This window comes from Kluyvera ascorbata ATCC 33433, assembly GCF_000735365.1.
Classification (GTDB): domain Bacteria; phylum Pseudomonadota; class Gammaproteobacteria; order Enterobacterales; family Enterobacteriaceae; genus Kluyvera; species Kluyvera ascorbata.
The window spans coordinates 1-22,899 of record NZ_JMPL01000067.1 but is presented as its reverse complement, the minus strand read 5'-3'; the positions used below and the strand labels follow the sequence as shown (position 1 = coordinate 22,899).

The 22,899-nt window shown below is 56.0% G+C and carries 22 protein-coding genes and 1 pseudogene; 16 read left to right on the top strand and 7 right to left on the bottom strand.

Annotated features, from left to right (window positions below):
* Positions 1-116: 116 nt before the first annotated feature.
* On the bottom strand, positions 117-1,358 hold the full coding sequence (locus tag GKAS_RS15370) for an alginate lyase family protein (RefSeq protein ID WP_035895401.1): 1,242 nt from the start codon (positions 1,356-1,358) through the stop codon (positions 117-119).
* Between the two features lie 526 nt (positions 1,359-1,884).
* On the opposite strand from GKAS_RS15370, the gene GKAS_RS15365 reads away from it, so the two are divergent.
* From GKAS_RS15365 to GKAS_RS15345, 5 genes and pseudogenes are all read left to right on the top strand, one after another.
* Complete coding sequence (locus tag GKAS_RS15365) at positions 1,885-3,174, top strand: ABC transporter substrate-binding protein (RefSeq protein ID WP_035895399.1); 1,290 nt, start codon at positions 1,885-1,887, stop codon at positions 3,172-3,174.
* A gap of 13 nt (positions 3,175-3,187) precedes the next feature.
* Positions 3,188-4,129: a carbohydrate ABC transporter permease gene (locus GKAS_RS15360; protein WP_081918560.1), complete on the top strand. Its 942-nt coding sequence runs from the start codon at positions 3,188-3,190 to the stop codon at positions 4,127-4,129.
* A 9-nt stretch (positions 4,130-4,138) separates the two neighbouring features.
* Positions 4,139-4,979: pseudogene (locus GKAS_RS15355) on the top strand (carbohydrate ABC transporter permease).
* Positions 4,980-4,989: 10 nt separating this feature from the next.
* Entirely contained in the window at positions 4,990-6,084 is a 1,095-nt protein-coding gene (locus GKAS_RS15350; RefSeq protein ID WP_035895396.1) for an ABC transporter ATP-binding protein, read from the top strand.
* Positions 6,085-6,091: 7 nt separating this feature from the next.
* Positions 6,092-7,234, top strand: coding sequence for an alginate lyase family protein (locus GKAS_RS15345; protein WP_035895408.1), 1,143 nt, complete (start codon positions 6,092-6,094; stop codon positions 7,232-7,234).
* Positions 7,235-7,345: 111 nt separating this feature from the next.
* Here GKAS_RS15345 and GKAS_RS15340 read toward each other — a convergent pair whose 3' ends face one another.
* Entirely contained in the window at positions 7,346-7,690 is a 345-nt protein-coding gene (locus GKAS_RS15340; protein WP_035895394.1) for a RidA family protein, read from the bottom strand.
* A 127-nt stretch (positions 7,691-7,817) separates the two neighbouring features.
* On the opposite strand from GKAS_RS15340, the gene yoaA reads away from it, so the two are divergent.
* From yoaA to GKAS_RS15300, 8 genes are all read left to right on the top strand, one after another.
* Positions 7,818-9,728, top strand: a complete 1,911-nt coding sequence (gene yoaA / locus GKAS_RS15335; RefSeq protein ID WP_035895392.1) for a DNA repair helicase YoaA — start codon at positions 7,818-7,820, stop codon at positions 9,726-9,728.
* Positions 9,729-9,786: 58 nt separating this feature from the next.
* The gene (tsaB, locus tag GKAS_RS15330; RefSeq protein ID WP_035895390.1) at positions 9,787-10,482 is read left to right on the top strand and encodes a tRNA (adenosine(37)-N6)-threonylcarbamoyltransferase complex dimerization subunit type 1 TsaB; all 696 of its coding nucleotides are present in this window, start codon (positions 9,787-9,789) and stop codon (positions 10,480-10,482) included.
* Positions 10,483-10,522: 40 nt separating this feature from the next.
* A complete protein-coding gene (locus GKAS_RS15325) occupies positions 10,523-11,104 on the top strand; it encodes a Slp/YeaY family lipoprotein (protein ID WP_035895389.1) in 582 nt (193 codons plus the stop codon).
* Between the two features lie 207 nt (positions 11,105-11,311).
* Positions 11,312-12,997 carry a long-chain-fatty-acid--CoA ligase FadD gene (gene fadD / locus GKAS_RS15320; protein WP_035895387.1) on the top strand — a complete coding sequence of 562 codons (1,686 nt, stop codon included), beginning with the start codon at positions 11,312-11,314 and terminating at the stop codon, positions 12,995-12,997.
* A gap of 81 nt (positions 12,998-13,078) precedes the next feature.
* Positions 13,079-14,194, top strand: coding sequence for a ribonuclease D (gene rnd / locus GKAS_RS15315; RefSeq protein ID WP_035895405.1), 1,116 nt, complete (start codon positions 13,079-13,081; stop codon positions 14,192-14,194).
* 460 nt (positions 14,195-14,654) lie between these two features.
* Positions 14,655-15,146, top strand: coding sequence for a type VI secretion system tube protein TssD (gene tssD, locus GKAS_RS15310; RefSeq protein ID WP_035895385.1), 492 nt, complete (start codon positions 14,655-14,657; stop codon positions 15,144-15,146).
* An 11-nt stretch (positions 15,147-15,157) separates the two neighbouring features.
* Positions 15,158-15,520, top strand: a complete 363-nt coding sequence (locus GKAS_RS15305) for a tlde1 domain-containing protein (RefSeq protein ID WP_035895383.1) — start codon at positions 15,158-15,160, stop codon at positions 15,518-15,520.
* Positions 15,517-15,975, top strand: coding sequence for a hypothetical protein (locus GKAS_RS15300; protein WP_035895380.1), 459 nt, complete (start codon positions 15,517-15,519; stop codon positions 15,973-15,975). The genes GKAS_RS15305 and GKAS_RS15300 overlap by 4 nt, the downstream gene beginning before the upstream one ends.
* Before the next feature lie 124 nt (positions 15,976-16,099).
* Here GKAS_RS15300 and gdhA read toward each other — a convergent pair whose 3' ends face one another.
* The gene (gene gdhA / locus GKAS_RS15295; RefSeq protein WP_035895378.1) at positions 16,100-17,443 is read right to left on the bottom strand and encodes an NADP-specific glutamate dehydrogenase; all 1,344 of its coding nucleotides are present in this window, start codon (positions 17,441-17,443) and stop codon (positions 16,100-16,102) included.
* A gap of 235 nt (positions 17,444-17,678) precedes the next feature.
* On the opposite strand from gdhA, the gene GKAS_RS15290 reads away from it, so the two are divergent.
* The gene (locus tag GKAS_RS15290) at positions 17,679-17,948 is read left to right on the top strand and encodes a YnjH family protein (RefSeq protein ID WP_035895376.1); all 270 of its coding nucleotides are present in this window, start codon (positions 17,679-17,681) and stop codon (positions 17,946-17,948) included.
* Here GKAS_RS15290 and GKAS_RS15285 read toward each other — a convergent pair.
* On the bottom strand, positions 17,908-18,324 hold the full coding sequence (locus tag GKAS_RS15285; RefSeq protein ID WP_035895374.1) for a pyrimidine (deoxy)nucleoside triphosphate diphosphatase: 417 nt from the start codon (positions 18,322-18,324) through the stop codon (positions 17,908-17,910). The genes GKAS_RS15290 and GKAS_RS15285 overlap by 41 nt on opposite strands.
* Before the next feature lie 78 nt (positions 18,325-18,402).
* Between GKAS_RS15285 and GKAS_RS15280 the strand changes: the two genes are divergently transcribed.
* Together GKAS_RS15280 and GKAS_RS15275 are read left to right on the top strand one after the other, a co-directional pair.
* Positions 18,403-18,972 (top strand): carboxymuconolactone decarboxylase family protein, encoded by a 570-nt coding sequence (locus GKAS_RS15280; RefSeq protein ID WP_035895372.1) that lies wholly within the window; start codon positions 18,403-18,405, stop codon positions 18,970-18,972.
* Positions 18,962-19,594, top strand: coding sequence for a CDP-alcohol phosphatidyltransferase family protein (locus GKAS_RS15275; RefSeq protein WP_035895370.1), 633 nt, complete (start codon positions 18,962-18,964; stop codon positions 19,592-19,594). The genes GKAS_RS15280 and GKAS_RS15275 overlap by 11 nt, the downstream gene beginning before the upstream one ends.
* Here GKAS_RS15275 and GKAS_RS15270 read toward each other — a convergent pair.
* The 3 genes from GKAS_RS15270 to GKAS_RS15260 all read right to left on the bottom strand — a co-directional run.
* A complete protein-coding gene (locus GKAS_RS15270; RefSeq protein ID WP_035895403.1) occupies positions 19,591-20,895 on the bottom strand; it encodes a rhodanese-like domain-containing protein in 1,305 nt (434 codons plus the stop codon). The two genes, GKAS_RS15275 and GKAS_RS15270, sit on opposite strands and share 4 nt — an antisense overlap.
* An 84-nt stretch (positions 20,896-20,979) precedes the next feature.
* Positions 20,980-21,612, bottom strand: coding sequence for an ATP-binding cassette domain-containing protein (locus tag GKAS_RS15265; RefSeq protein ID WP_035895367.1), 633 nt, complete (start codon positions 21,610-21,612; stop codon positions 20,980-20,982).
* Positions 21,612-22,899 (bottom strand): ABC transporter permease subunit (locus tag GKAS_RS15260; RefSeq protein ID WP_035895364.1); only part of this gene is annotated, 1,288 nt, incomplete at its 5' end. The genes GKAS_RS15260 and GKAS_RS15265, both read right to left, overlap by 1 nt.

Genomic DNA, 22,899 nt, shown 5'->3' with positions numbered 1-22,899 from the left:
CGGAATGCACACAGCGGCGTCAAGCATCGGTTGTGCATCCTTCACGAGCTGTTCAATCAGGCCCTGTTCGCCGACAGCACGCGCGGCGATCTCTGGCCATAGCCCAGAAAATTGTCTCATTTTTGGTTTTCCCTGACCTCTGAAGACACGGTAAACGGTACAGTGAGCGTGGTGATATCGTCGGGATATTTCGCCCGCAGCCAGCGCGCTTTCTCGCGGAACAGCACGTCGTCAGGCCAGGCGTGGGCGGCTGTGGCGATGTTGCGCAGCGCCTTCTTTTCATCCATTTTGTCGAGGTCTTTCCACGGCCACGGCGCATCGCTATTAATAAACCCGGCGATGTACTGATAGCCCTTACGCAGGCTGTGGTCGTCGAGGGTAAAGTTCCAGATATCTACCCCGGCTTTTTCTCCCAGACGACCCAGACGGCTGTATGCGTCGAGGTTAAAGTTGCTGTAGTGCCACGGGCGAGTGCGCTCCAGTTCGGCCATCTGACGGCCTTCAACGTCAAACTGCCCGGCAATGCGGCGCAGTTGGGTGACATACAGGCGCTTTTTGGCCTCTTCCGGCTTGCCGCTGAACAGCGCAAAGGTCGCCGCCTGCATATCGAAGTAGGTGCCGTGATTGTTGTGCCAGTTCTCTTCTTCAAAACCATTCTGACTGGTGGTCATCCAGTGATAGAAATCACCAAACCACTGTTTCAGCTCGGTCACGTCGGCATCCCTCAGCGTGCCGGAGGCCTGCAGCAGGGCAATGGCATCCACCACGTCAACCAGCGCGCGGCTGTCGATAATGCCAATGCCACGGCCCGTGTTAATGCCAGGAATGGCCTGTGCGTGCTGCAAGTTTGGCGTCATACGAGTTTCAGGCGCGAGAAACCAGCTTTTCAACTGTGCCGCGGCTTTCTGCGCATAGCGCTCGTCATGCGAGAAATACCAGGCCAGCGCCAGCGTGGAAACGTCGTTGCTCATCTTCACCAGGCGGTTTTTATCGGTGGCGTCGCTGTTGGCATCCGGGTTGGTTTGACCATCTTTACGGATGTACGGCAGGCCGTCTTTGGTATCCGGGTTTGGCCACCAGTAGGGCGGGAAGCTGTAGTAGTCGTGCTTGTTGCCGCTGGCGGCTACCAGCGTTTTGTCCATCACCGAATAGAGCGGGTGCTTCAACGCACCGTCCGCTTTTTTCAGCAACGCGGTTTCTGCCTGTAAAAACAGCGGGTCTTTGGCGGCAATTTGCTCACGGCTGAACGCCAGATCTTTGCCATCGAGCGTATAGGGCTCTGCCGCATACAGTGAAGCGCTGAACCCAGAGCAGAGTAGCACAATGCCTAATATTCCACGGCGATGTATTGAACTCATAGTGATAACCCTTCTGCAAATAGAGAAAAGATAACAAGAGAATTTTGCCTTTAGCGTATTTTAACAACACTAAAAGCAGGCGATTTAATTAAAAGGTAACGTATTCATAAATAGGTTGGCGTGCAGTGTAAAAGACAAAGTGATTTTTTTTGTGATGTTCATCATGGTTATCGAGTTGAATAAAAAATGACGCATTTAATGCAGTGTAGCTCACGTTTTTAGCTGTTTTTCTTATTTTGTTTAGATTATCAAAAAAATAAACAAAATGTTAATGCTTTGAATTTAATCAATAAAATATTTTAGTCACTTTTTATGTCACTTTTTGGTGTGATCCGGTTCAACTTTTCTGTTTATGAAATACGATTTCTTTTTTGTGTGGTTGTATTGGAAAATATATTTCTATTTAATGTTCGAAATAATTTTTATACATGTTGTATTCAACGCCAAATGTTAATCCAGATCACGGAAATGCGTTTGGTGAGAATTTAATTATCTTTGTGCCCTACACAATAAAGGATATGCAATCATGTCTGCGAATAAATTACGTTCATTATTACTTCTTTCCGCTCTGGGACTGGGTATCGGGCAAAGTTACGCCGCCACGACCCTTAACGTTTGGATCCGCGCGAGCAATGATTCCAAAAATATCTACAAGCAAGAAGCCGAGAAGTTTGAAGAGAAGACCGGCATTAAGATTGAGTACTTCAATGCCACCACCGACTTTGAACAGCGGCTGGCGCGCGCAACGGCGGGCAATGCCTTACCGGATCTGATCTTCAACGATGCCGCTTCGCTCGGTCAGTTTATTCAGCTCGGCATTGCCGATGAGATAGACCCGAAAGCCATCAGCGGTGGCGACCAGCTTTACCAGACGGCCTGGAACAGTACCCGCTACATCGACGGAAAATACTACGGTGTGCCAACGTCTGCGCAAACCTTCGCGCTGTTTGTACGCAAAGACTGGCGCGAGAAGCTGGGCCTGCCGCAGCCTAAAAGCTGGGACGATATCCAGAAACTGGCTAAAGCCTTCACCACCCAGGACCCGGACGGCAACGGTAAAAACGACACCTACGGCTTTATCGTTCCGGCCTCTACCACGCGCGGCTACGCCAGCTGGTTTATGAGCAGCTTTATCTGGCAGGCGGGCGGGGATTTCGTCAAAGAGAACAACGGCAAATTCAGCGCGTCGCTCGATACCCCAGAAGTGGCCCAGGCGATGACCTTTATGCGCACCATGATGTGCGAAAAAGTGACCCAGCCGGGGGCGATTAACGCCACCACCGCCGACGTTATCCCATCGTTCCGCTCTGGACAAAGCGGCATGTTCTTTAGCGGCCCGTACCACATTGCGCTCTTTGATAAAGACCCGGGCAAAGACAACTTTGAAGTCGTACCGGTCATTGGGCCAAAAGGCGAAGCCACGCTCGCCGAAGGGACCACCGTCTTTATGATGAAGAGCAGCAAGCAGAAGGAGGCGGCGCGCAAATTCATCGAATTTATTATCTCAGCGGAAGGTCAGGAGATAGGCATGGGCAAAGGCAGCCAGCATATTCCGGTGGTGCGTCTGCCGGTGAATAAGAACGTTGATGTGCAAGCCGTCTATCAGGATGCGCGCTGGGAAACCTTCGCCAAACTCTACAACGAGCAGGGCCGCTACGTGCCGCAGATCCCTAACTGGACGCCGGTGCGCCAGGTGGCGGCCGATGGCTTTAACCGTATCTTCGCCGACTGTAATAGCAATATCAGCGCTGAACTGAAGGCGGTCGACGTGAAGGTGAACGCCGAGCTGGAAAAACAAAACGTGCTGGCTAAGTGAGAAGGAGTAAGTAATGACGCTGCATGAGACGAAGTCCGCGCCGCTAAAGCAAGCCGCTTCGCCTGACGCGACCGGCTGGCTGACGGCAAAACGCAAGCGGGCGCTGATTCCGTGGCTGTTCCTGGCCCCGGCGCTGATTATCTTTAGCTGGTTTAAGTTCATCCCGATGATTCAGGGTCTGGTGATGAGCTTTTACAAGGTCAACTTTAATCAGCCGGATGAGTGGGTCGGGTTCGACAACTTTACCCGCGCCTTTGCCGACGTGGAGCTGCACGCGGCGGTGGTGAACACGCTGCTTTACGTGGTCGTGACCATGTTTGCGGCCGCCATTCTGGCCTTCTTCCTTGCGATGTTGCTGGAAGGCCCCGCACGCCACCTGCGCTTTATTCGTACCGCTATCTTCTTACCGGCGGTGACCAGTGCGGCGATCGTCGCGGAGATGTGGCGCATTCTGTTCAACCCAACGCCAAACGGCGTGGTGAACCACATTCTCAGCTGGTTTGGCGTGGCTGACCAGGGGTTCCTTGCCAGTTCTGATCAGGCGCTCGGTGTCATCATGCTGCTGCATATCTGGAAAGCGGTGCCCTACAACATGGTGATTTTTATCGCCGGTCTGGCGGGTATCAGTCGTGACCTGTACGACGCCTCGAACGTCGACGGCGCGAACTGGTGGAACCGTCTGCGCTACGTGACGCTGCCAGGGATGATCCCAGCGCTGTCGGTGGTGCTGATGCTCTCCTTTATTCGTGGCTTCCGTGTGTTTGCCGAGGTGTATGCCACCACCGGCGGTGGGCCGTCTAACGCCACGGAAATGGTCATGACCCATATCTATAAGCTGGGCTTTGAGCAGTTTGACTATGGCTATGCCTCGGCGGTGTCGTTCCTGCTGTTTACCTTCACCGTAATCTTAACCATTTGTCATTTGACGCTGAAAAAACGTATCGCACGTTACTAAGGAGCCGTGATGTTGAGTAAACGTTGGGATACCGCAGGGCGTTGGTGCATCTACGCGCTGCTGCTGATTGTCTTCGTTGGGCCGTTCTGGGGCATTGTTGCTACCGCCTTTAGCGGAGCGCCGGTGAAGCCGGGTGAACTGCTGGCCTGGCCGAATCAGTTCTCGTTTGAAAACTTCATCTTTGCGTGGATGGATATCGGCGTCTGGCAGTATCTGCTGAACTCCATTCTGGTGGTGTTCTTCGGCACCATCCTGCAGGTGTCGGTCAGCGCGCTGGCGGCCTACGCCCTGGCCCGTAAGAAGTTTCGCGGCGTGGCGCTGGTCAGCCTGGTGATTTTATCCACCATGATGCTACCGGAAGAAGTTATCGCCATTCCGCTATACATGATTATCAACTGGCGGCTGCCGTTTATCGATGCGTCGCTCTACAACAGCTATCTCGGCATGATTCTGCCGGTGGTGGGTTGGGCCTTCTCCATCTTCGTGCTGACCGAATTTATGTCGGCTATCCCGAAAGAGCTGGAAGAGGCGGCACGTATCGACGGCGCGAACGAGTGGCAGATTTTCTTCCACGTTATTCTGCCGCTGGTGAAACCGGCGCTGGGTACGGTTGTGACCTTCGGCTTCATTATGATTTGGGACCAGTACCTGCTGCCGCTGATTGTGGTGAACCAGGACAGCCTGAACACCATTCCGGTCATTCTCGGCACACTGCGTACCGATGAGAGCATCACGCCGAACATTTTTTATCGCCATTACGCTACTGGCGATGCTGCCAAGCATCATCGTCTATCTGGGTCTGCAAAAACATTTCAACCGCGGGATCATGTCCGGCGCGGTCAAAGGATAAGGGGTTACCGATGGGATCTGTTGTATTAAATAGCGTGCGCAAATCATACGGTGATGCTCACGTCATTAAAGATGTGTCGCTGACTATTCCTGACGGCGAGTTCTGCGTGCTGGTGGGGCCGAGCGGCTGCGGGAAATCGACGCTGCTGCGCATGATTGCCGGTCTGGAGGAGATTTCCGCCGGGGAAGTGCATATCAACGAACGTGATGTCACCGAAGTGGAGCCGAAACTGCGCGATATCGCGATGGTATTCCAGAGCTATGCGCTCTACCCGCAGATGACGGTGCGCGAAAACATGGGCTTTGCGCTGAAGATGGCGCGACTGCCGAAAACGGAAATCAAACAGAAAGTTGATGAAGCGGCGGCGCTGCTGGGGCTGGAACCGCTGCTGGAGCGTCTGCCAAAAGATCTCTCCGGCGGCCAACGTCAGCGTGTAGCGATGGGGCGCGCCATTGTGCGTAAGCCGCAGGTGTTCCTGTTTGATGAACCGCTGTCGAACCTCGACGCCAAGCTGCGTACTCAGGTGCGCGGTGAAATTCGCGAACTGCATCGTCGCTTGAAAACGACCTCTGTGTACGTCACCCACGATCAAATTGAAGCGATGACCATGGGGCAGATGATCGTGGTGCTGCGCGACGGGCGCATTGAACAGGCGGGTACGCCGCTGGAGCTGTACGACCAGCCGGCCAATCTGTTCGTCGCCGGGTTTATCGGCTCACCGGAGATTAACCAGCTACGAGGAGAGGTGGTGCTCACCGGCAATACGACCAACCTGCGCCTGAAAGATGGATCGCTGCTGGCGTTGCCGGTAGGACTCCAGGTGACCGACGGTCAACAGGTGGTGTACGCCATTCGTCCGGAGCAAGTCAACGTGGTACACGAAGCCCGCGACGATGCGCTGGCGGCGAAGGTGACGGCGGTGGAAAATACCGGTTCGGATATGCAGCTGTTCTGCGATACCGGCGGCGGGGCATTTACCTCGGTGTTTAAGCAGCGTCTGGCGGTGAAAGAGGGTGACACTATCTGGCTTCAGCCGAAGCTCTCCGGTGTGCATTTGTTTGATGCGCAAAGCGGCCTGCGCATAGCGTGCCTGGAGGGCCAATAAGGTGGCGATGAAGCTGTACACCCTTGATGAAACCTGTCTGGAAAATGCCCGTGCGGGCCTGAAGCAGCCGTTTTCTCCGCTGCAGCTGGCCCTCAGCAAGCTGGTGGCTGAAGCGGATTTGCTTAAGCGCGAGCCACCGGAAAGCGTGGTACATAAAAAGCTGCGCCCGGCGAGCGGTGATGCGCACGATTACTACAGTCTGGGCACCTACTGGTGGCCAAACCCACGGCGGCCCAACGGGCTGCCCTACATTCGCCGCGATGGGCATATCAACCCGCAGTGTGAGAATAACGATACCGATACCTCGCGCATCATCCGCATGTGCGAGCGCTGCCTGACGCTGGGGCTGGCGTGGTACTTCACCGGCCAGCGTCAGTACGCGCAGGCCGCCGCCGCGCAGATCCGCTGCTGGTTCCTTGACGGCGACACGCGCATGAACCCGCACCTGAACTACGGCCAGGCGATCCCTGGCGTAGTTTCCGGGCGCGGAACCGGGCTTATCGACACCCGTCTGCTGTGGATGGTGGTCGATACTATCGGGCTGATCAACGCGGCTAGCGTGCTGGATACCGACGATATCATCGGCCTGCACCAGTGGTTCCGTGACTTTAATCACTGGATGTACTACAGCGATATCGGCCACTCTGAATACGTCTGGCACAATAACCACGGTACCTGGTACGACGCCCAGCGAGCGGTTAATGCGTTGTTTTACGGCGATAAAGGGCTGGCCGCGCGAATTATTGAGCAGGGGATCACCCAGCGCATGGCAGCGCAGATTGATCAGGACGGCAAGCAGACGATGGAGCTGGAGCGTACTATTCCGTTCCACTATTCGCTGTTTAACCTCGAAGCGCATCTGTTGCTTAACCGCTATGCCGAGCACGTCGAGTTCGATCGCTGGAACCACATTCGTGACGGACGTGGGGTGAAGCAGGGGATCGATTACCTGGTGCCATTTATTCGCGAGCCGGATCTGTGGCCGTACAGTGATTTGCAGGGGATTGTCTGGGATAGCGCGCTGCGGGTGCTGTTACAGACGGTGCGCGGGTATCCGAAGCAGTCGGCGAGCTATCGTGACGTGCTGAAGTGCTTGCCGCAGGAGACGCTACAGTTGAAAGAGCAGCTGATGTGGTGTCCGGGATTGTAGGCCTGATAAGCGCAGCGCCATCAGGCGCACGTTGCCGGATGGCGGCGTGCCGCCTTATCCGGCCTACAGATACCGTGCCTCACCGACCCCGGGGAGGCACGGTATACCGAATTACACCGCGGCGATAATCTTAATCTCAACCTTATATTTCGGGTTCATCAGCTTTGCCTGCACGGTGCAACGCACCGGCGCGTGACCGGCAACTACCCAGGCATCCCACGCTTTGTTCATGGCGGCGAAATCATCGCCGTCAGGCAGAAAAATGGTGGCGTCGAGAATACGCGACTTATCGCTGCCCTGTTTTTCCAGCACCGCATCAATCTGCGCCAGCGTATTTGCCGTTTGCTCAAACGCATCGGCGTCCAGGTTTGCCGGTACGCCGGTGTAGTACAGCGTATTGTTATGGATGACGACATCAGACCAACGAGCTTCGGCATCAATACGTACAATTGTCATTTCATTTTCCTTTTAACATCACGTAAACGCGCTAAGACTGCCACAATGTCGACGCCGCGTCACGACTTCGGCTGGCATAAGCGGGGTTCGCCTGACATAATCACTGGGAATTTTTCCAGGGGGTAATGTGACGGACGATTTTGCAGAAGATGGCCAGCTAGCGCAGGCGATAACCGGCTTTAAACCGCGTGAACCGCAGCGTCAGATGGCGCACGCCGTCGCGAAGGCGATTGATAACGGCCAGCCGCTGGTGGTAGAAGCGGGGACAGGGACCGGGAAAACCTACGCTTATCTTGCCCCTGCGCTGCGCTCGGGGAAAAAAGCCATTATCTCTACCGGCTCGAAAGCATTGCAGGATCAGCTCTACAGCCGCGACCTGCCGACCGTCGCCACCGCGCTTAGCTTTAGCGGCAAGCTGGCGCTGCTGAAAGGGCGCTCGAACTATCTCTGCCTCGAACGTTTAGAACAGCAGGCGATGGCGGGCGGTGACCTGCCGGTACAAACCCTCAGCGACGTTATTTTGCTGCGCAGCTGGGCTAACCAGACGGTGGATGGCGACATCAGTACCTGCGTCAGCGTGGCGGAAGATTCTCAGGCCTGGCCGCTGGTCACCAGCACTAACGATAACTGTCTGGGCAGCGACTGCCCGCAGTATCAGGACTGTTTCGTGGTGAAGGCGCGTAAAAAGGCGATGGATGCCGACGTGGTGGTGGTCAACCATCACCTGTTCCTCGCTGACATGGTGGTAAAAGAGAGCGGCTTCGGCGAACTTATCCCCGAAGCCGACGTGATGATCTTCGATGAAGCACACCAACTCCCGGATATCGCCAGCCAGTATTTCGGTCAATCGCTCTCCAGCCGCCAGTTGCTGGACCTCGCCAAAGACGTGGTCATTGCCTACCGTACCGAACTAAAAGATACCCAGCAGTTGCAAAAGTGCGCCGACCGTCTGGCGCAGGCCACCCAGGATTTCCGTCTGCAGGTGGGTGACCCAGGCTACCGCGGAAACCTGCGTGAACTGCTGGCAGAAACCGCCGTGCAGCGCTCGCTGCTGCTGCTCGATGATGCGCTCGAACTGTGCTACGACGTGGCGAAGCTGTCGCTTGGCCGCTCCGCCTTGCTCGATGCCGCTTTCGAACGTGCGACCCTGTATCGCGCCCGCTTAAAGCGCCTCAAAGAGATCAATAAGCCCGGCTACAGCTACTGGTACGAATGCAACTCGCGTCACTTTACGCTGGCGCTGACGCCGCTCACCGTGGCGGACAAATTCAAAGAGGTGATGGCGGCCAAACCGGGCAGCTGGATCTTTACCTCGGCGACGCTGTCGGTAAACGACGACCTGCACCACTTTACTGAACGCCTCGGCATTGAAGCGGCGGAGTCTATGCTGCTGCCGAGCCCGTTTGACTACGCCACCCAGGCACTCTTGTGCGTGCCGCGCAACCTGCCGCTGCCGAACCAACCGGGGGCCGCACGTCATCTGGCGGCGATGCTGAAACCGCTGATTGAGGCCAACGACGGGCGCTGCTTTATGCTCTGCACCTCGCACGCCATGATGCGCGACCTCGCCGAACAGTTCCGCGCGACCATGACGCTGCCGGTGCTGTTGCAGGGGGAAACCAGCAAAGGCCAACTGCTTCAGCAGTTTGTCAGCGCCGGTAACGCCCTGCTGGTGGCGACCAGCAGCTTCTGGGAAGGGGTCGACGTGCGCGGCGACGCGCTGTCGCTGGTTATCATCGATAAGCTGCCGTTCACTTCACCGGACGACCCGCTGCTGAAAGCGCGCATGGAAGACTGCCGTCTTCGCGGCGGTGACCCGTTTGAAGAGGTACAGCTACCGGACGCGGTGATTACCCTCAAGCAGGGCGTAGGACGATTGATTCGCGACGTTGACGATCGCGGCGTGCTGGTGATTTGCGACAACCGCCTGGTGATGCGTCCTTACGGCGCAACCTTCCTCGCCAGCCTGCCGCCCGCGCCGCGCACCCGCGATATTCGACGGGCGACGCGATTCCTGGCGCTGTCATCGACGCGGTAATGCGGAGCAAAGTGTGGTAAGATGCGCGCCATTTTGTTGATCGAGAGCGCGACTAACCATGCGAATTCTGGCTATCGATACCGCCACGGAAGCCTGCTCGGCTGCTCTGTGGAATGATGGCAACACCTGTGCCCACTTCGAGCTTTGCCCACGGGAACACACCCAACGTATCCTGCCTATCGTGCAGGATATCCTCACTCAAGGCGGCGTCAGCCTGACCGACCTCGACGCGCTGGCGTTCGGCCGTGGGCCTGGCAGCTTCACCGGCGTGCGTATCGGCATTGGTATTGCACAAGGTCTGGCGCTGGGCGCAGAGCTGCCGATGATCGGCGTATCGACCCTCGCCACCATGGCGCAGGGCGCCTGGCGTAAGCAGGGCGCGACCCGCGTGCTGGCGGCTATCGACGCGCGTATGGGCGAAGTCTACTGGGCCGAATACCAGCGTGATGAAAATGGCGTCTGGCACGGCGAAGAGAGCGAAGCGGTGCTGAAGCCGGAAGCGGTGCAACAACGTCTGGCTGAACTCAGCGGCGAATGGGCAACCGTCGGCACCGGTTGGGCGGCCTGGCCTGATATGGCGCAGAGCGCGAACGCGACGCTGGTAGACGGCAACGTCACGTTACCCGAAGCCGAAGATATGCTGCCTATTGCCTGTGCGATGCTGGAGCAGGGCAAAACCGTCGCTGTGGATAAAGCAGAACCGGTTTATTTACGTAACAACGTTGCGTGGAAGAAACTTCCTGGCCGTGAATGAATCTCAGTAGATAGAGAGCGTAAAAATCAGGAGCAGCATCATGGCAGGTAAAAATTTTGTGATTCGTGGAGCCGCAGTGGGGCTTATCGCTTTCGCGTTAAGCGGCTGCGTCAGCGTGCCGGATGCCATTCAGGGCAGCAGCCCAACGCCGCAGCAGGATCTGGTGCGGGTCATGGCTGCACCGCAGCTGTACGTCGGGCAGGAGTCGCGTTTTGGTGGTACCGTCGTGGGTATTGAAAACCAGCAGGGCAACACCCGTCTGGAAATCGCTACCGTACCGCTCGATAGCGGCGCGCGTCCGATTCTGGGCGAAGCCTCGCGCGGGCGTATCTATGCTGACGTGAACGGCTTCCTCGACCCGGTAGATTTTCGTGGTCAGCTGGTCACGGTAGTGGGGCCGATTGTTGGCACCGTTGAAGGTAAAGTCGGTACCACCAAATACACCTTCCTGCAGATGAAAGCGACGGGTTACAAGCGCTGGCATGTGGCCCAGCAGGTCGTGATGCCGCCGCAGCCTATCGACCCGTGGATGTTTGGTCCACGCCCCTGGAACTACGGTTACGGCGGTTGGGGATGGTATAACAGCGGCCCCGCTGAAGTCCGGAACGTCGTAACTGAATAAGATCTGATGTAAAGCAGACAAAAAAGAAACAGCGGCTAGCCCGCTGTTTCTTCGTTGTAATGGATATAAAAAAAATAAAGAGTGACGCGCTTCGCAACCTTAATTCTGATTAATTCTTAAACTGGTACGCTGAGTTAATATAATGTTAATGAAAGTTTATCATTTGGGGTTGCGATGACGACGAATACGTATTTTAGAGGTGATGCTTTGAAAAAGGTTTGGCTCAACCGTTATCCTGCTGACGTCCCGGCAGAGATCAATCCTGACCGTTATCAATCCCTGGTGGAACTGTTCGAACACTCGGCAACGCGCTTTGCCGACCAGCCTGGCTTCGTCAACATGGGCGAAGTCATGACCTTCCGTAAGCTCGAAGAGCGTAGCCGCGCCTTTGCCGCTTACCTCCAGCACGGGCTGGGGTTGAAGCAGGGCGACCGCGTCGCGCTGATGATGCCTAACCTGCTGCAATATCCGGTGGCGCTGTTTGGTATTCTGCGTGCCGGGATGATCGTGGTGAACGTTAACCCGCTGTACACGCCCCGCGAGCTGGAACACCAGCTGAACGACAGCGGCGCGCAGGCTATCGTGATTGTCTCCAACTTTGCCCATACCCTGGAAAAAGTGGTCGACAAAACCTCGGTGAAGCACGTGATCCTTACCCGGATGGGCGACCAGCTCTCCACGGCGAAAGGCACGCTAGTGAACTTCGTGGTCAAATACATCAAACGTCTGGTGCCGAAATACAATCTGCCGGACGCGATTTCGTTCCGCAGCGCGCTGCATAACGGCTACCGTCTGCAGTATGTGAAGCCGGTAGTGAAGGCTGACGACATCGCTTTCCTGCAATATACCGGCGGGACGACGGGCGTAGCAAAAGGGGCCATGCTGACCCACCGCAACATGCTGGCGAACCTCGAGCAGGTGAAAGCGACCTACGGACCGCTGCTGCACGAGGGTAAAGAAGTCGTCATCACCGCGCTGCCGCTGTACCACATTTTCGCGCTGACCATGAACTGCCTGCTGTTTATTGAACTGGGCGGTAAAAATATTCTCATCACTAACCCGCGTGATATTCCGGGGCTGGTGAAAGAGCTTGGCAAATACCCGTTCACCGCGATGACCGGGGTGAACACCCTGTTTAACGCGCTGCTGAACAATAAAGAGTTCCAGCAGCTGGATTTCTCAACCCTGCACCTCTCCGCAGGCGGCGGGATGCCGGTGAATCACGCGGTAGCTGAACGCTGGGTGAAGCTGACCGGGCAGTATCTGCTGGAAGGCTACGGCTTGACCGAATGCGCGCCGCTGGTGAGCGTGAACCCGCACGATATCGACTACCACAGCGGCAGCATTGGCCTGCCGGTGCCGTCTACCGACGTGAAGCTGGTGGATGACGACGATAATGAAGTGCCCACGGGTCAGCCGGGCGAGCTGTGTGTGAAAGGGCCGCAGGTGATGGAAGGCTACTGGCAGCGTCCTGACGCTACCGCCGAAATCATCAAAGATGGCTGGCTGCATACCGGCGATATCGCGGTGATGGACGATGAAGGCTTCCTGCGCATCGTTGACCGTAAAAAAGATATGATTCTGGTCTCCGGCTTCAACGTCTATCCAAATGAAATTGAAGACGTGGTGATGCAGCACACCGGCGTGCTGGAAGTGGCCGCCGTGGGCGTGCCGTCCGGCAATAGCGGTGAAGCGGTGAAGATTTTCGTAGTCAAGAAGGATGAAAGCCTGACTGAAGAGGCGCTGATTACCTTCTGTCGTCGCCAGCTTACCGGCTACAAGGTCCCGAAACTGGTTGAATTTCGTCAGGAATTGCCGAAGTCGAACGTCGGTAAAATTTTGAGACGAGAATTACGTGACGAAGCCCGCGCCAAAGTGGACAATAAGGGATAAGTCACGAGTCATGATGCCAAACGCCAGCTCAGCTGGCGTTTTTTTTGGCGCAATCTAAGAGAGTACGATTTGAACTATCAGATGATCACTACCAACGACGAACTCAGCACCCTGTGCGATGCGGTTCGTCAGACCACCGCCGTGGCGCTGGACACCGAGTTTGTCCGCACCCGCACCTATTATCCGCAGTTGGGGCTGATTCAGCTTTTTGACGGCGAACGTACGGCGCTGATTGATCCTCTGAACATTACCGACTGGTCGCCGCTGCAGGCGATTTTGCAAGACCGTAACATCACCAAATTCCTGCATGCGGGCAGTGAAGACCTGGAAGTGTTTATGAACACCTTCGGTTCCATGCCGCAGCCGCTTATTGATACCCAGGTGCTGGCCGCCTTCTGTGGCCGCCCTATGTCCTGGGGCTTCGCGCCTATGGTCGCGGAGTATTCCGGCGTTGAGCTGGATAAAAGCGAATCACGCACCGATTGGCTTGCTCGTCCCTTGACGACGCGCCAGTGCGACTATGCCGCTGCGGACGTCTGGTATCTGCTGCCTATCGCCCACAAGCTGATGGCGGAAACTGAACAGGCCGGGCGACTGGACTGGGCGCTTAATGAATGCCATTTGATGCAGCAGCGCCGTCAGGAAGTGACCGACCCCGCTGATGCATGGCGTGACATAACCAACGCCTGGCAGCTGCGTACGCGTCAACTGGCGTGCCTGCAACTGCTGGCGGACTGGCGTCTGCGTAAAGCGCGCGAGCGCGACCTGGCGGTAAACTTTGTGGTCCGTGAAGAGCACCTGTGGAGCGTGGCGCGCTATATGCCGGGAAGCCTGGGTGAACTGGACAGCCTGGGGCTGTCGGGTAGTGAGATTCGCTTCCACGGTAAAACGCTGATTAGCCTCGTGGAGAAAGCACAAGCGCTGCCGGATGACGCGCTGCCAGAACCGCTGTTGAACCTGATGGATATGCCGGGCTATCGCAAGGTATTTAAAGAAATTAAGGCGCTGGTGCAGGAAGTGGGACAGGCGAATGACGTCAGTCCTGAAATGCTGGCATCCCGTCGTCAGATTAACCAGTTGCTGAACTGGCACTGGCAGTTGAAGCCACGTAACACGGCTCCGGAGATGATTTCCGGCTGGCGCGGTGAGCTGCTCTGTGGCGGGCTGGATAAGCTGTTGGCGGCGTACCCGCGTTAAATCTGGTGTTAAAAATCCCGGGGTCGCATTCGCTCGCCCGGGATACTAATGCGATGCCTATGTAGCCGGTCGGACATTCGTCCGGCCGGGATACGGTTGTTGTCAGAATTTATCGTCCGCTTTACTCCGCTTAATCGCTGGGGTTTCCCTGCCATCGTTCAATAAGCATGTAAAAGTTTTCTGTTTGCTTTTACTTTGTGTTGGTTGATGTTTGCGATGCTCATGCCTTCAATGCAGTTTCATAGCACGCGGATATTCTGCAGAGGGTAAGCATAATATAATCCTTCATCACGTGGGCTTTAACGGGCATATCAAAAAACTCCGGTTATGTCGGCTATGTTTATATTGGCATTATTTATATTTTATTTATTCCAATGCTTTTCATGAATGTAAAATAAAGTTTCCTAATATCAGGCCAGGGTGTAAATTAATATTTCTCGTTTGGTAATAAGGAAATGTAATGGCTATACCAATTTATTTATGGCTAACAGACGACGTAGGGAACACTATCAAAGGTTCGGTAGGCGTGCAGCAACGCGAGGGGAGCATAGAGGTAACCGCGCTGGCTCATAATGTCTTTGTCCCTACAGACGACCGCACAGGCAAGCAAACAGGTACACGCGAACATGCCCCCTTCATTTTCACCAAAGAAGTTGATTCCTCCAGTTCCTATATATTTCAAATGATCGGCACCGGCAGAAAGATGAAAACAGCAGAGTTAAAATTCTATAAGATTAATAACGCAGGGCAGGAGGAAGAATATTTTAATATCCTTCTGCAATATGCACGTATAACCAGCATAGTGCCTTATATGGAGGATGTAAAAGATATGGATTACGCCCAGCACGGGCATATCGAACTTGTAGAGATGTCCTATGAGAAAATCACCTGGAAATATTGCGACGGCAACATTATCCATTCAGATAGCTGGAACGAGCGTAGTGCCGCATAAGGATAATTATCATGACATGGACCTACTACCAAAGCACCGGCCAACTTTGGCATGACGGTAAACTGATTGGTACCGGCTATTCTGGAAACCTCACTAATAAGAACAACCCCGATCGCCAGCATGTCAAAGGCATGGGGCCATTACCGCGCGGAACGTATCACATCGGGGGCTATACAAGTTCAAAGGGGCCAATGACGATTACCCTTCGCCAAACCTCGGGTGAGAGTTATGGGCGTTATGCTTTTCGCATTCACGGCGAGAAGGTACCGCCAAAACCAGCCGGGTTTGCTTCTGAGGGCTGTATCATCATGGGGCCAGTAGTACGTGGTAAGATAATTCATTCATCTGACCATACGCTTGAGGTTGTAAGGTGATCCGCCGCGCCATCGTTCTGGCCTCCTGCTTAATGTCAGTGTCCTGCATAGCATCGACGCAGAGCTGGAGCGATTACATTAAGCTGGTGGTCAAAGCCGATCCGGCAACCATTCAGGCATTACCCGGGAAGATAAAAAACCTGGGTGACGACCTCGATGATGATCAGGCCGTGGAGCTGACGACTGCCATAAGCATGGCATTGGTCAAAAAGCCGGTAGAGGTGCTAAGCGTCACTAATCAGTTTAAGGCGAGTACAGACCGACTACAGCAGCGTTTTGGCACTGGTTTGATATGCAGTCTACCTTTGATGATTAATGGCACGCAGACGCAGGTTGAAGCGTATTATGCTGATGCAGTTCCGGCTCTTGAGAAAGCGGGGACACCAGCAGCCGATTGTCTGAATAATATGCGTGCTACGATGGACGAATTCAGGCAAGGCAATTCAGCAAAGTAGAAGGGAAGATGCAGGACGACAAAACGATAAACTGGATGATCCGGAATCGGCACTAAAGCGCCTCGTCCGGGCTACTGCATTGGTAGCCCGGACGAGTGAAACGACGCCGGGAAAACTCGCGAGATTAAATCACACCCTGAGCCAGCATTGCGTCGGCGACTTTCACGAAGCCAGCGATGTTCGCGCCGCGAACATAGTTGGTCTGCGCTGCTTCACCGCCGTGCTCAACGCAGGCGTGGTGGATATCCAGCATGATGTGGTGCAGACGCGCATCCACTTTCTCTGCTTTCCAGCTCATACGTGCCGCGTTCTGCGCCATTTCCAGACCAGACGTTGCCACGCCACCGGCATTCGCTGCTTTACCCGGTGCGAACAGTACGCCCGCTTCGAGGAACAGGTCGGTTGCTTCGATGGTGGTTGGCATGTTGGCGCCTTCCGCCACGGCTTTCACACCGTTAGCAATCAGCACGCGGGCGGCATCAACGTCCAGTTCGTTCTGGGTCGCACATGGCAGAGCGATATCTACCGGAACGCTCCACGGCTGCTGGCCTTCCAGATACACCAGACCAAACTCGCGCGCGTAATCGGCCACGCGACCGTCGCGGCTGGCTTTGATTTCGCACAGGCGCGCCAGCTTCTCGGTGGTGAAGCCTGCTTCATCTACCACGGTGCCGCTGGAATCAGAAGCGGTCACGACGCGCGCGCCCAGCTCCATTGCTTTTTCGATAGCATACTGCGCCACGTTGCCGGAACCGGAAACGGCGACACGCATCCCTTCAAAGCCCAGACCATGACGCTTAAGCATCGCTTCAGTAAAGTACACCAGACCATAGCCGGTGGCTTCCGGGCGAATCAGGCTGCCGCCGAAGGAGAGACCTTTACCAGTAAACACGCAGGCGGTGTCGTTAGAGAGTTTTTTCATCATCCCGGCCATAAAGCCGACTTCACGGCCGCCCACGCCGATATCGCCTGCCGGTACGTCGGTGTCGGAGCCCAGATGACGATAGAGTTCGGTCATCAGCGACTGGCAGAAGCGCATCACTTCGCCTTCGCTTTTGCCTTTCGGATCGAAGTCAGAACCGCCTTTACCGCCGCCCATAGGCAGGGTGGTCAGGGCATTTTTGAAGGTCTGTTCGAAGCCGAGGAATTTGAGAATAGAGAGGTTTACCGACGGGTGGAAGCGCATTCCCCCTTTGTACGGCCCAATCGCCGAACTGAACTGCACGCGCCATGCGCGGTTAACCTGTACCTGATTACGGTCGTCTACCCACACGACGCGGAATTGAATAACACGCTCAGGCTCAACTAATCGCTCCAGCAGGGAAAGCTGGCGATAGCGCGGGTTCTGTTCCAGGAACGGCCAGAGGGTTGTCATGACTTCGCGGACAGCCTGAGCAAACTCGGTCTGGTGTGGGTCGCGTTGTTGAACATGAGCCAGGAAGTTATTGAGGGAGCAAACCTGATCCATAAATATAAGCACCTCTTATGGTTGTGATCGTATGTAGTTGTTATGGTTGTGTTTAATAAAGTGGCATTTTTCGACTATATCATTACCTGGCTAACGGATGACAAGTAAATTCCGGGAGCGAAATAAAATTAATATTTGGGGTGGGGTCATAACTAAAAGCGATGATGTAAAAAATTTAAGTTAGCCCCGATTTTGGTCGATAGTATTAAGAGATGATTTTTCAGGAGATTAAGGGATGAAAACGTTCTGGATTGCGGGCGCACTGGCGCTGTTATGTCATGCGGCGCAGGCCCGGCCTCAGCTGGAAGTCAACGTTCCGCCGGAGGTGTTCAGCAACAGCAACACCACCCAGCGGGCGCAGCCGTGCGCTCAATGCTGTATTTATGAAAATCAGAACTACTCTGAAGGGGCGGTTATCAAAGCGGAAGGCGTGCTGTTACAGTGCCAGCGCGATGAAAAAACCATCAGCACAAATCCTCTCGTGTGGCGGCGGGTAAAGCCATAAACGCATGAAGCAACGGTATGTCGGCGGGAGCTAATGCGTAGCTTAACGCCTCCTGCGGCGTACACCACGCCAGCGCGCTGTGTTCACGGGCGATGATTTCACCGTCAAAGTGCGGAACGTACCAGGCGTGGAGATGGATAATTCGCCCGGATACCTCGCGCTGGTGGCTGGCAACGTAGCAGGCAGGCCAGGCGTGAATAGCTAACTCTTCGCGCAGTTCGCGTACCAGCGCTTCTGGCTGCGTTTCTCCTGTTTCCACTTTTCCGCCCGCAAACTCCCACAGCCCCGGCTGATCGGCATGAGGTGGGCGCTGGGCAAGCAGAATTTTGCCGTTTTGTTCAATAATGGCGGCAACAACATCAATGGTTTTCAGCATAGCGGTCAAAGACGTGATAAAGGGAATGCCATATTATCGCTGCTTTGTTGTCAGCTAAAGCCTTGCAGGAGTCTCCGGGTGAAAAATAAACAACCCTGGGTGCAGCCGCTCAGTCAGTTACCCCTCAGTTTAAAACCCATCGTTGCCATGCAGCAGAAACATTACGGTAGCGTATTGAACCCAACCCGCTGGTGGGGACGAATGCCGCGGTTGTTCTGGTTAGTGGCGCTGTTCGTCGGCTATCTGGAGCGTAAAAAAGCGCGCCTGGACCCTACGCTTCGGGCGCTGTTGATGACCCGCGTTTCTCAGCAGTGTGATTGCGCCTTCTGTATTGATGCCAACAGCTTGCGTCTGGCGCAGCGCAGCGGGGCGATGGATAAAGTGCTGGCGCTGGCTGACTGGCACACCTCGACGCTGTTTTCTCCTGCCGAGCGTGCAGCGCTGGGCTATGCGGATGCGGTAACGGCTACGCCGCCGCGCGTATCCGATGAGCAAAAAATATCGTTACACTGTCACTTTTCAGATGAGCAGATAACCGAGATGACCGCGCTGGTAGCGTTCCAGAATTTGTCCGCGCGCTTTAACGCCGCGCTGGAGATCCCGTCACAGGGGCTGTGCAGCACGGATGGAGATTCACATGCTAGATAAGCACCTGCATCCCCGCCTGAAGCCGCTGCTCAACCGGGCCGCCCAAGCGTTAGATAGACCGGGTATTTCCGCCGACGGCATCACGTTAATGGGCTTTGCCATCGGTGTGTTGGCGCTGCCGTTCCTGGCGCTGGGTTGGTATGGCGCAGCGCTGGTGGCGATTGTGGTTAACCGTCTGCTCGACGGCCTTGATGGTGCGCTGGCGCGCCGACGCGGGCTGACGGATGCCGGAGGCTTTCTCGATATCGCCCTCGATTTTCTGTTTTACGCGCTGGTGCCGTTCGGCTTTATGCTGGCAGATCCCGCGGCGAATGCCCTCGCGGGCGGCTGGCTGCTCTTCGCCTTTATGGGCACCGGCAGCAGCTTTCTGGCGTTTGCGGCGCTGGCGGCAAAGCATCAGATTGATAACCCCGGCTACGCGCACAAATCGTTGTATTACCTTGGCGGTTTAACCGAAGGCACCGAGACGATTCTGCTGTTTGTGCTGGGCTGTTTGTTTCCGGCGTGGTTCGCGTGGATGGCGTGGGTGTTTGGCGCGCTGTGCTGGATGACGACGTTTAATCGGGTGTGGGGAGGGTACATGACGCTGAAGCACCTCCAGCGCCATGAAATGACGGATTAGCGAGCGCTGTCCGGGCCGCGGTCGCCGGTGGAAACCGGGTTTTTCGGGTTGCTGCTCCACTCGTACCAGCCGCCGTCGTAGACGCTGACGTTCTGCCAGCCCATTGCACGGGAGTACATAAAGGTCTCAGACGCGCGCCAGCCGGTGCCGCAGTAGAAGGAGACCTGCTGGGTTGGCAGGATATTCCAGGACTTCCACATCGCGGCAATATCATCTGCGCTGCGCATGGTACCGTCTGGGTTATGGAAGTCTTCCATGTGGGTAGAGTCGCTGCCCGCATGGCCCCAACGTGCGCCCGCAATCTCACCTTTTGGCTTAATGTAGCTGTAGCCGCTGGTGGTGCCGATGAATTCCGGCCACGAACGAATGCTGACCAGCGACGCATCCTGGCGATGCAACAGGCCGCGCGCCTGTTCCATATTCAGCATCAGCTGCGGCTGGCCTGGGATGGTTGCGCCGAAGTCCGGTGCCGGGGCCACGTCTTTTGGCAGACCGCGTTCTACCGGCAGCCCCGCGTCGGACCAGGTTTTCCAGCCGCCATCCAGTAAACGTACATCTTTCACGCCCGCATACAGCATAATCTGCGCGACGCGCGCTGCGGCATAGACATCGCGACCGTAAAGGATAACGGTGGTGTCATGGCGGATACCGTGTTTTGCCAGCATCGCTTTAAGCTTATCGTCAGATACTTTATTCCACAGCGGCTCGCTTTCCACTTCGTTAGTGTCGATATAGCCCGCGTTCGGAATATGGCTGACCAGATAGAGCTTCGGCGCGCCCCACGCGGCTTCAATGACCTTGTAGTCGCCCGCGGGTTTCGCCGGAACGTTTTTCCCCTGCTGTAAATCATGCAGCCACTGAGGGTAGACCAGCTGCTCAAAGTGCGGCAGCTTTTGCAGACGGTCAGGCTGCTGCAGCGCATCGCTCAGCGTGGAAATATTGCTGAAACCGGCCTGTTTCAGGCGTTTGGCCACTGCTTCATTGTCTTTGCTGTCGCCATAAAGTGCGATGTCGGTCGTTTTACTCAACTGATGCTGCTGTGCCCACGCGCTAAGTTGCTCGTTGTTCATCGAAGAGAGCCAGCTTGCGGAGAGGTTTAACGCGCCCGGTTCGTGGCCCTGCGTGCCGTTAACCTGCTGTGGCCAGCCGTTATAGAAGGCGCTCAGGCGCGTATCAATGGCGGTCCCTTTTTGCTGCAGCAGGTGGGTGAAAGTTAAGGTTTTTGCCGTTTCAGCAGCAAAGACAGACGAGGCGAGGCCAAGGGCAACGGCCAGCGCAGTCAGTTGAGAAACACGTTTCATCAAATCATCCGACGAGGAAAAAAGGAGCATTATTCTGAACCTCCAGGTGGGTAAATACCTTGCGTTAACGCAGTTTTTCCCGCGTCAGCGGAACTCGTTAAGCTGTAAACAAGCGGCATGGGGAGGAACATCGTCCGGGTCGTGGGTCACCTGGACGACCGGGATCTGCTGCTGGCTCAGTTCATCAAAAACCCATTGGCGAAAATTTGCGCGTAATGTTTTATCGAGACGGCTAAACGGTTCATCCAGCAGCAGCGCGTCGGGCTCGGCCAGCAGGGCGCGAAGCAGCGCCACACGAGCGCGCTGACCGCCGGAGAGCGTTGCCGGGTCACGGTGATAAAACCCGCCGAGTTCGACATGCTCCAATGCTTGCTCAACGCGGTCGCGGCGCGCTTTCCGTGCGACGGTTGCCGGCAGCGCCAGCCTGAGGTTCTGTCCAACGCTCATGTTGTCAAACAGCAGCGCATCCTGGAATAACACGCCGACACGGCGTTTCTCGGTTGGCAGCGTGTCGCAGCGCTGTCCGTTAAGCCACAGTTCTCCCTGGGCGCGAAAGGCACCGTCCAGCGCGCCAACCATCCATGAAAATAGCGTCGATTTTCCACAGCCCGACTGCCCCATGAGCGTCACTATCTCGCCGGGTTGAGCGGTGAAATGGATATCGCGCAACAATGGCTGCCCATTGAGCGAAAGCGTGAGGTGTTTGACCTGCAACATTAACGTAATCCTCGACGGTAATGGCCGATGCGACGCGCCAGCAGCGCGGTGAATAAAAAGAAACCCATCGGCAGGAGGAGTTGCCACAGCGCCTGCGCCGCGAGTGACCCGGTCACGCCGCCGCTGCTGAGCGCGACCGCTTCGGTGGTGAGTGTGGGCACGCGCCCCCCGCCGAGCCACTGCGTTGGCAGGTACTGGGCGATGCTGACGGAGAAGCCTACGGCCAGCGCGGAGAGGATCGGCCGGATAATCAACGGGCATTTCAGGCGCAGGAATATCCGTCCGCGCCCCCAGCCCAGCGTTTTTGCCAGCAGTATCTGGCGGGTATCTATCTGTTGCCAGGCAGGGTGCAGCACGAAAAGCATCCACGGTACCACCCACAGCAGATGCCCCCACATGACCGTGACGAATTGCCCGTCCAGCCAGCCGTAAAGTGCCAATTGATACTGCCCTGCTGCCAGCGGCAGCGCGGGGAGCAGCAACGGCAGGGTCAGCCAAATCGGCATAGATGAAGACCCCCATTCGAGCCACAGCAGGCAGACCCCTGCGCCGATTAACGCCGAGAACAGCGCCAGCCCAAGGCTGTTATTGAACGTGTCAGTATTGGGAAATGACGTATGCGCGAACCAGGCCAGGCACAGGGTGCAGAAAAGTCCGCTGAACGGCAGCAGGATGCCGATAATCTGTCCAGGCAGCAATGGAAAATCAGGGTGTCGAATACCTGTTGGAAGCGGCTCGCGCGCTTGCCATCTTGACCCGATCAGCCTGCAGGTTCCGGTTATGGCGGCCAGCAGCGCCAGTAACAGCAGGCAGACCAGACCGCCTTTAGCCCGATCGCCCGGGTCGGCTGAGTTCAACCATTGCCAGGCGAGGACGGCCAGCGTCGGCGGATTGCCGGGGCCGATAATGACTGCCACGTCCACCACGGAGAGTGTCCACGCCGTCGTCGCCAGTAGCGCGACTTTTAACGCTGGGGCCAGCGCGGGCAAGATGACATGAGTAAGACACTGCCCGCGTCCATAGCCCAGGCTCTTAAACACCACGACCTGTTCCGCCAGCCGTCGTTCACCCAGCAGCCCCCAGCATACCCACAGCAAAAACCCGCTCTCTTTTACCGCCAGGACTAACCCCAGCCCGATGCCATAGCGATCCTGAAACGGTTGGATAATCGGCAACAGGCGATAAAGTGCGCCGCCTTCAGCAAACAGTATCAGGGCGCAGGTGGCAAAAGCGACGTGTGGTAAGGCCAGCAGCAAGGGAAGGCGAGATGCCAGCCGCTGCCAGCCG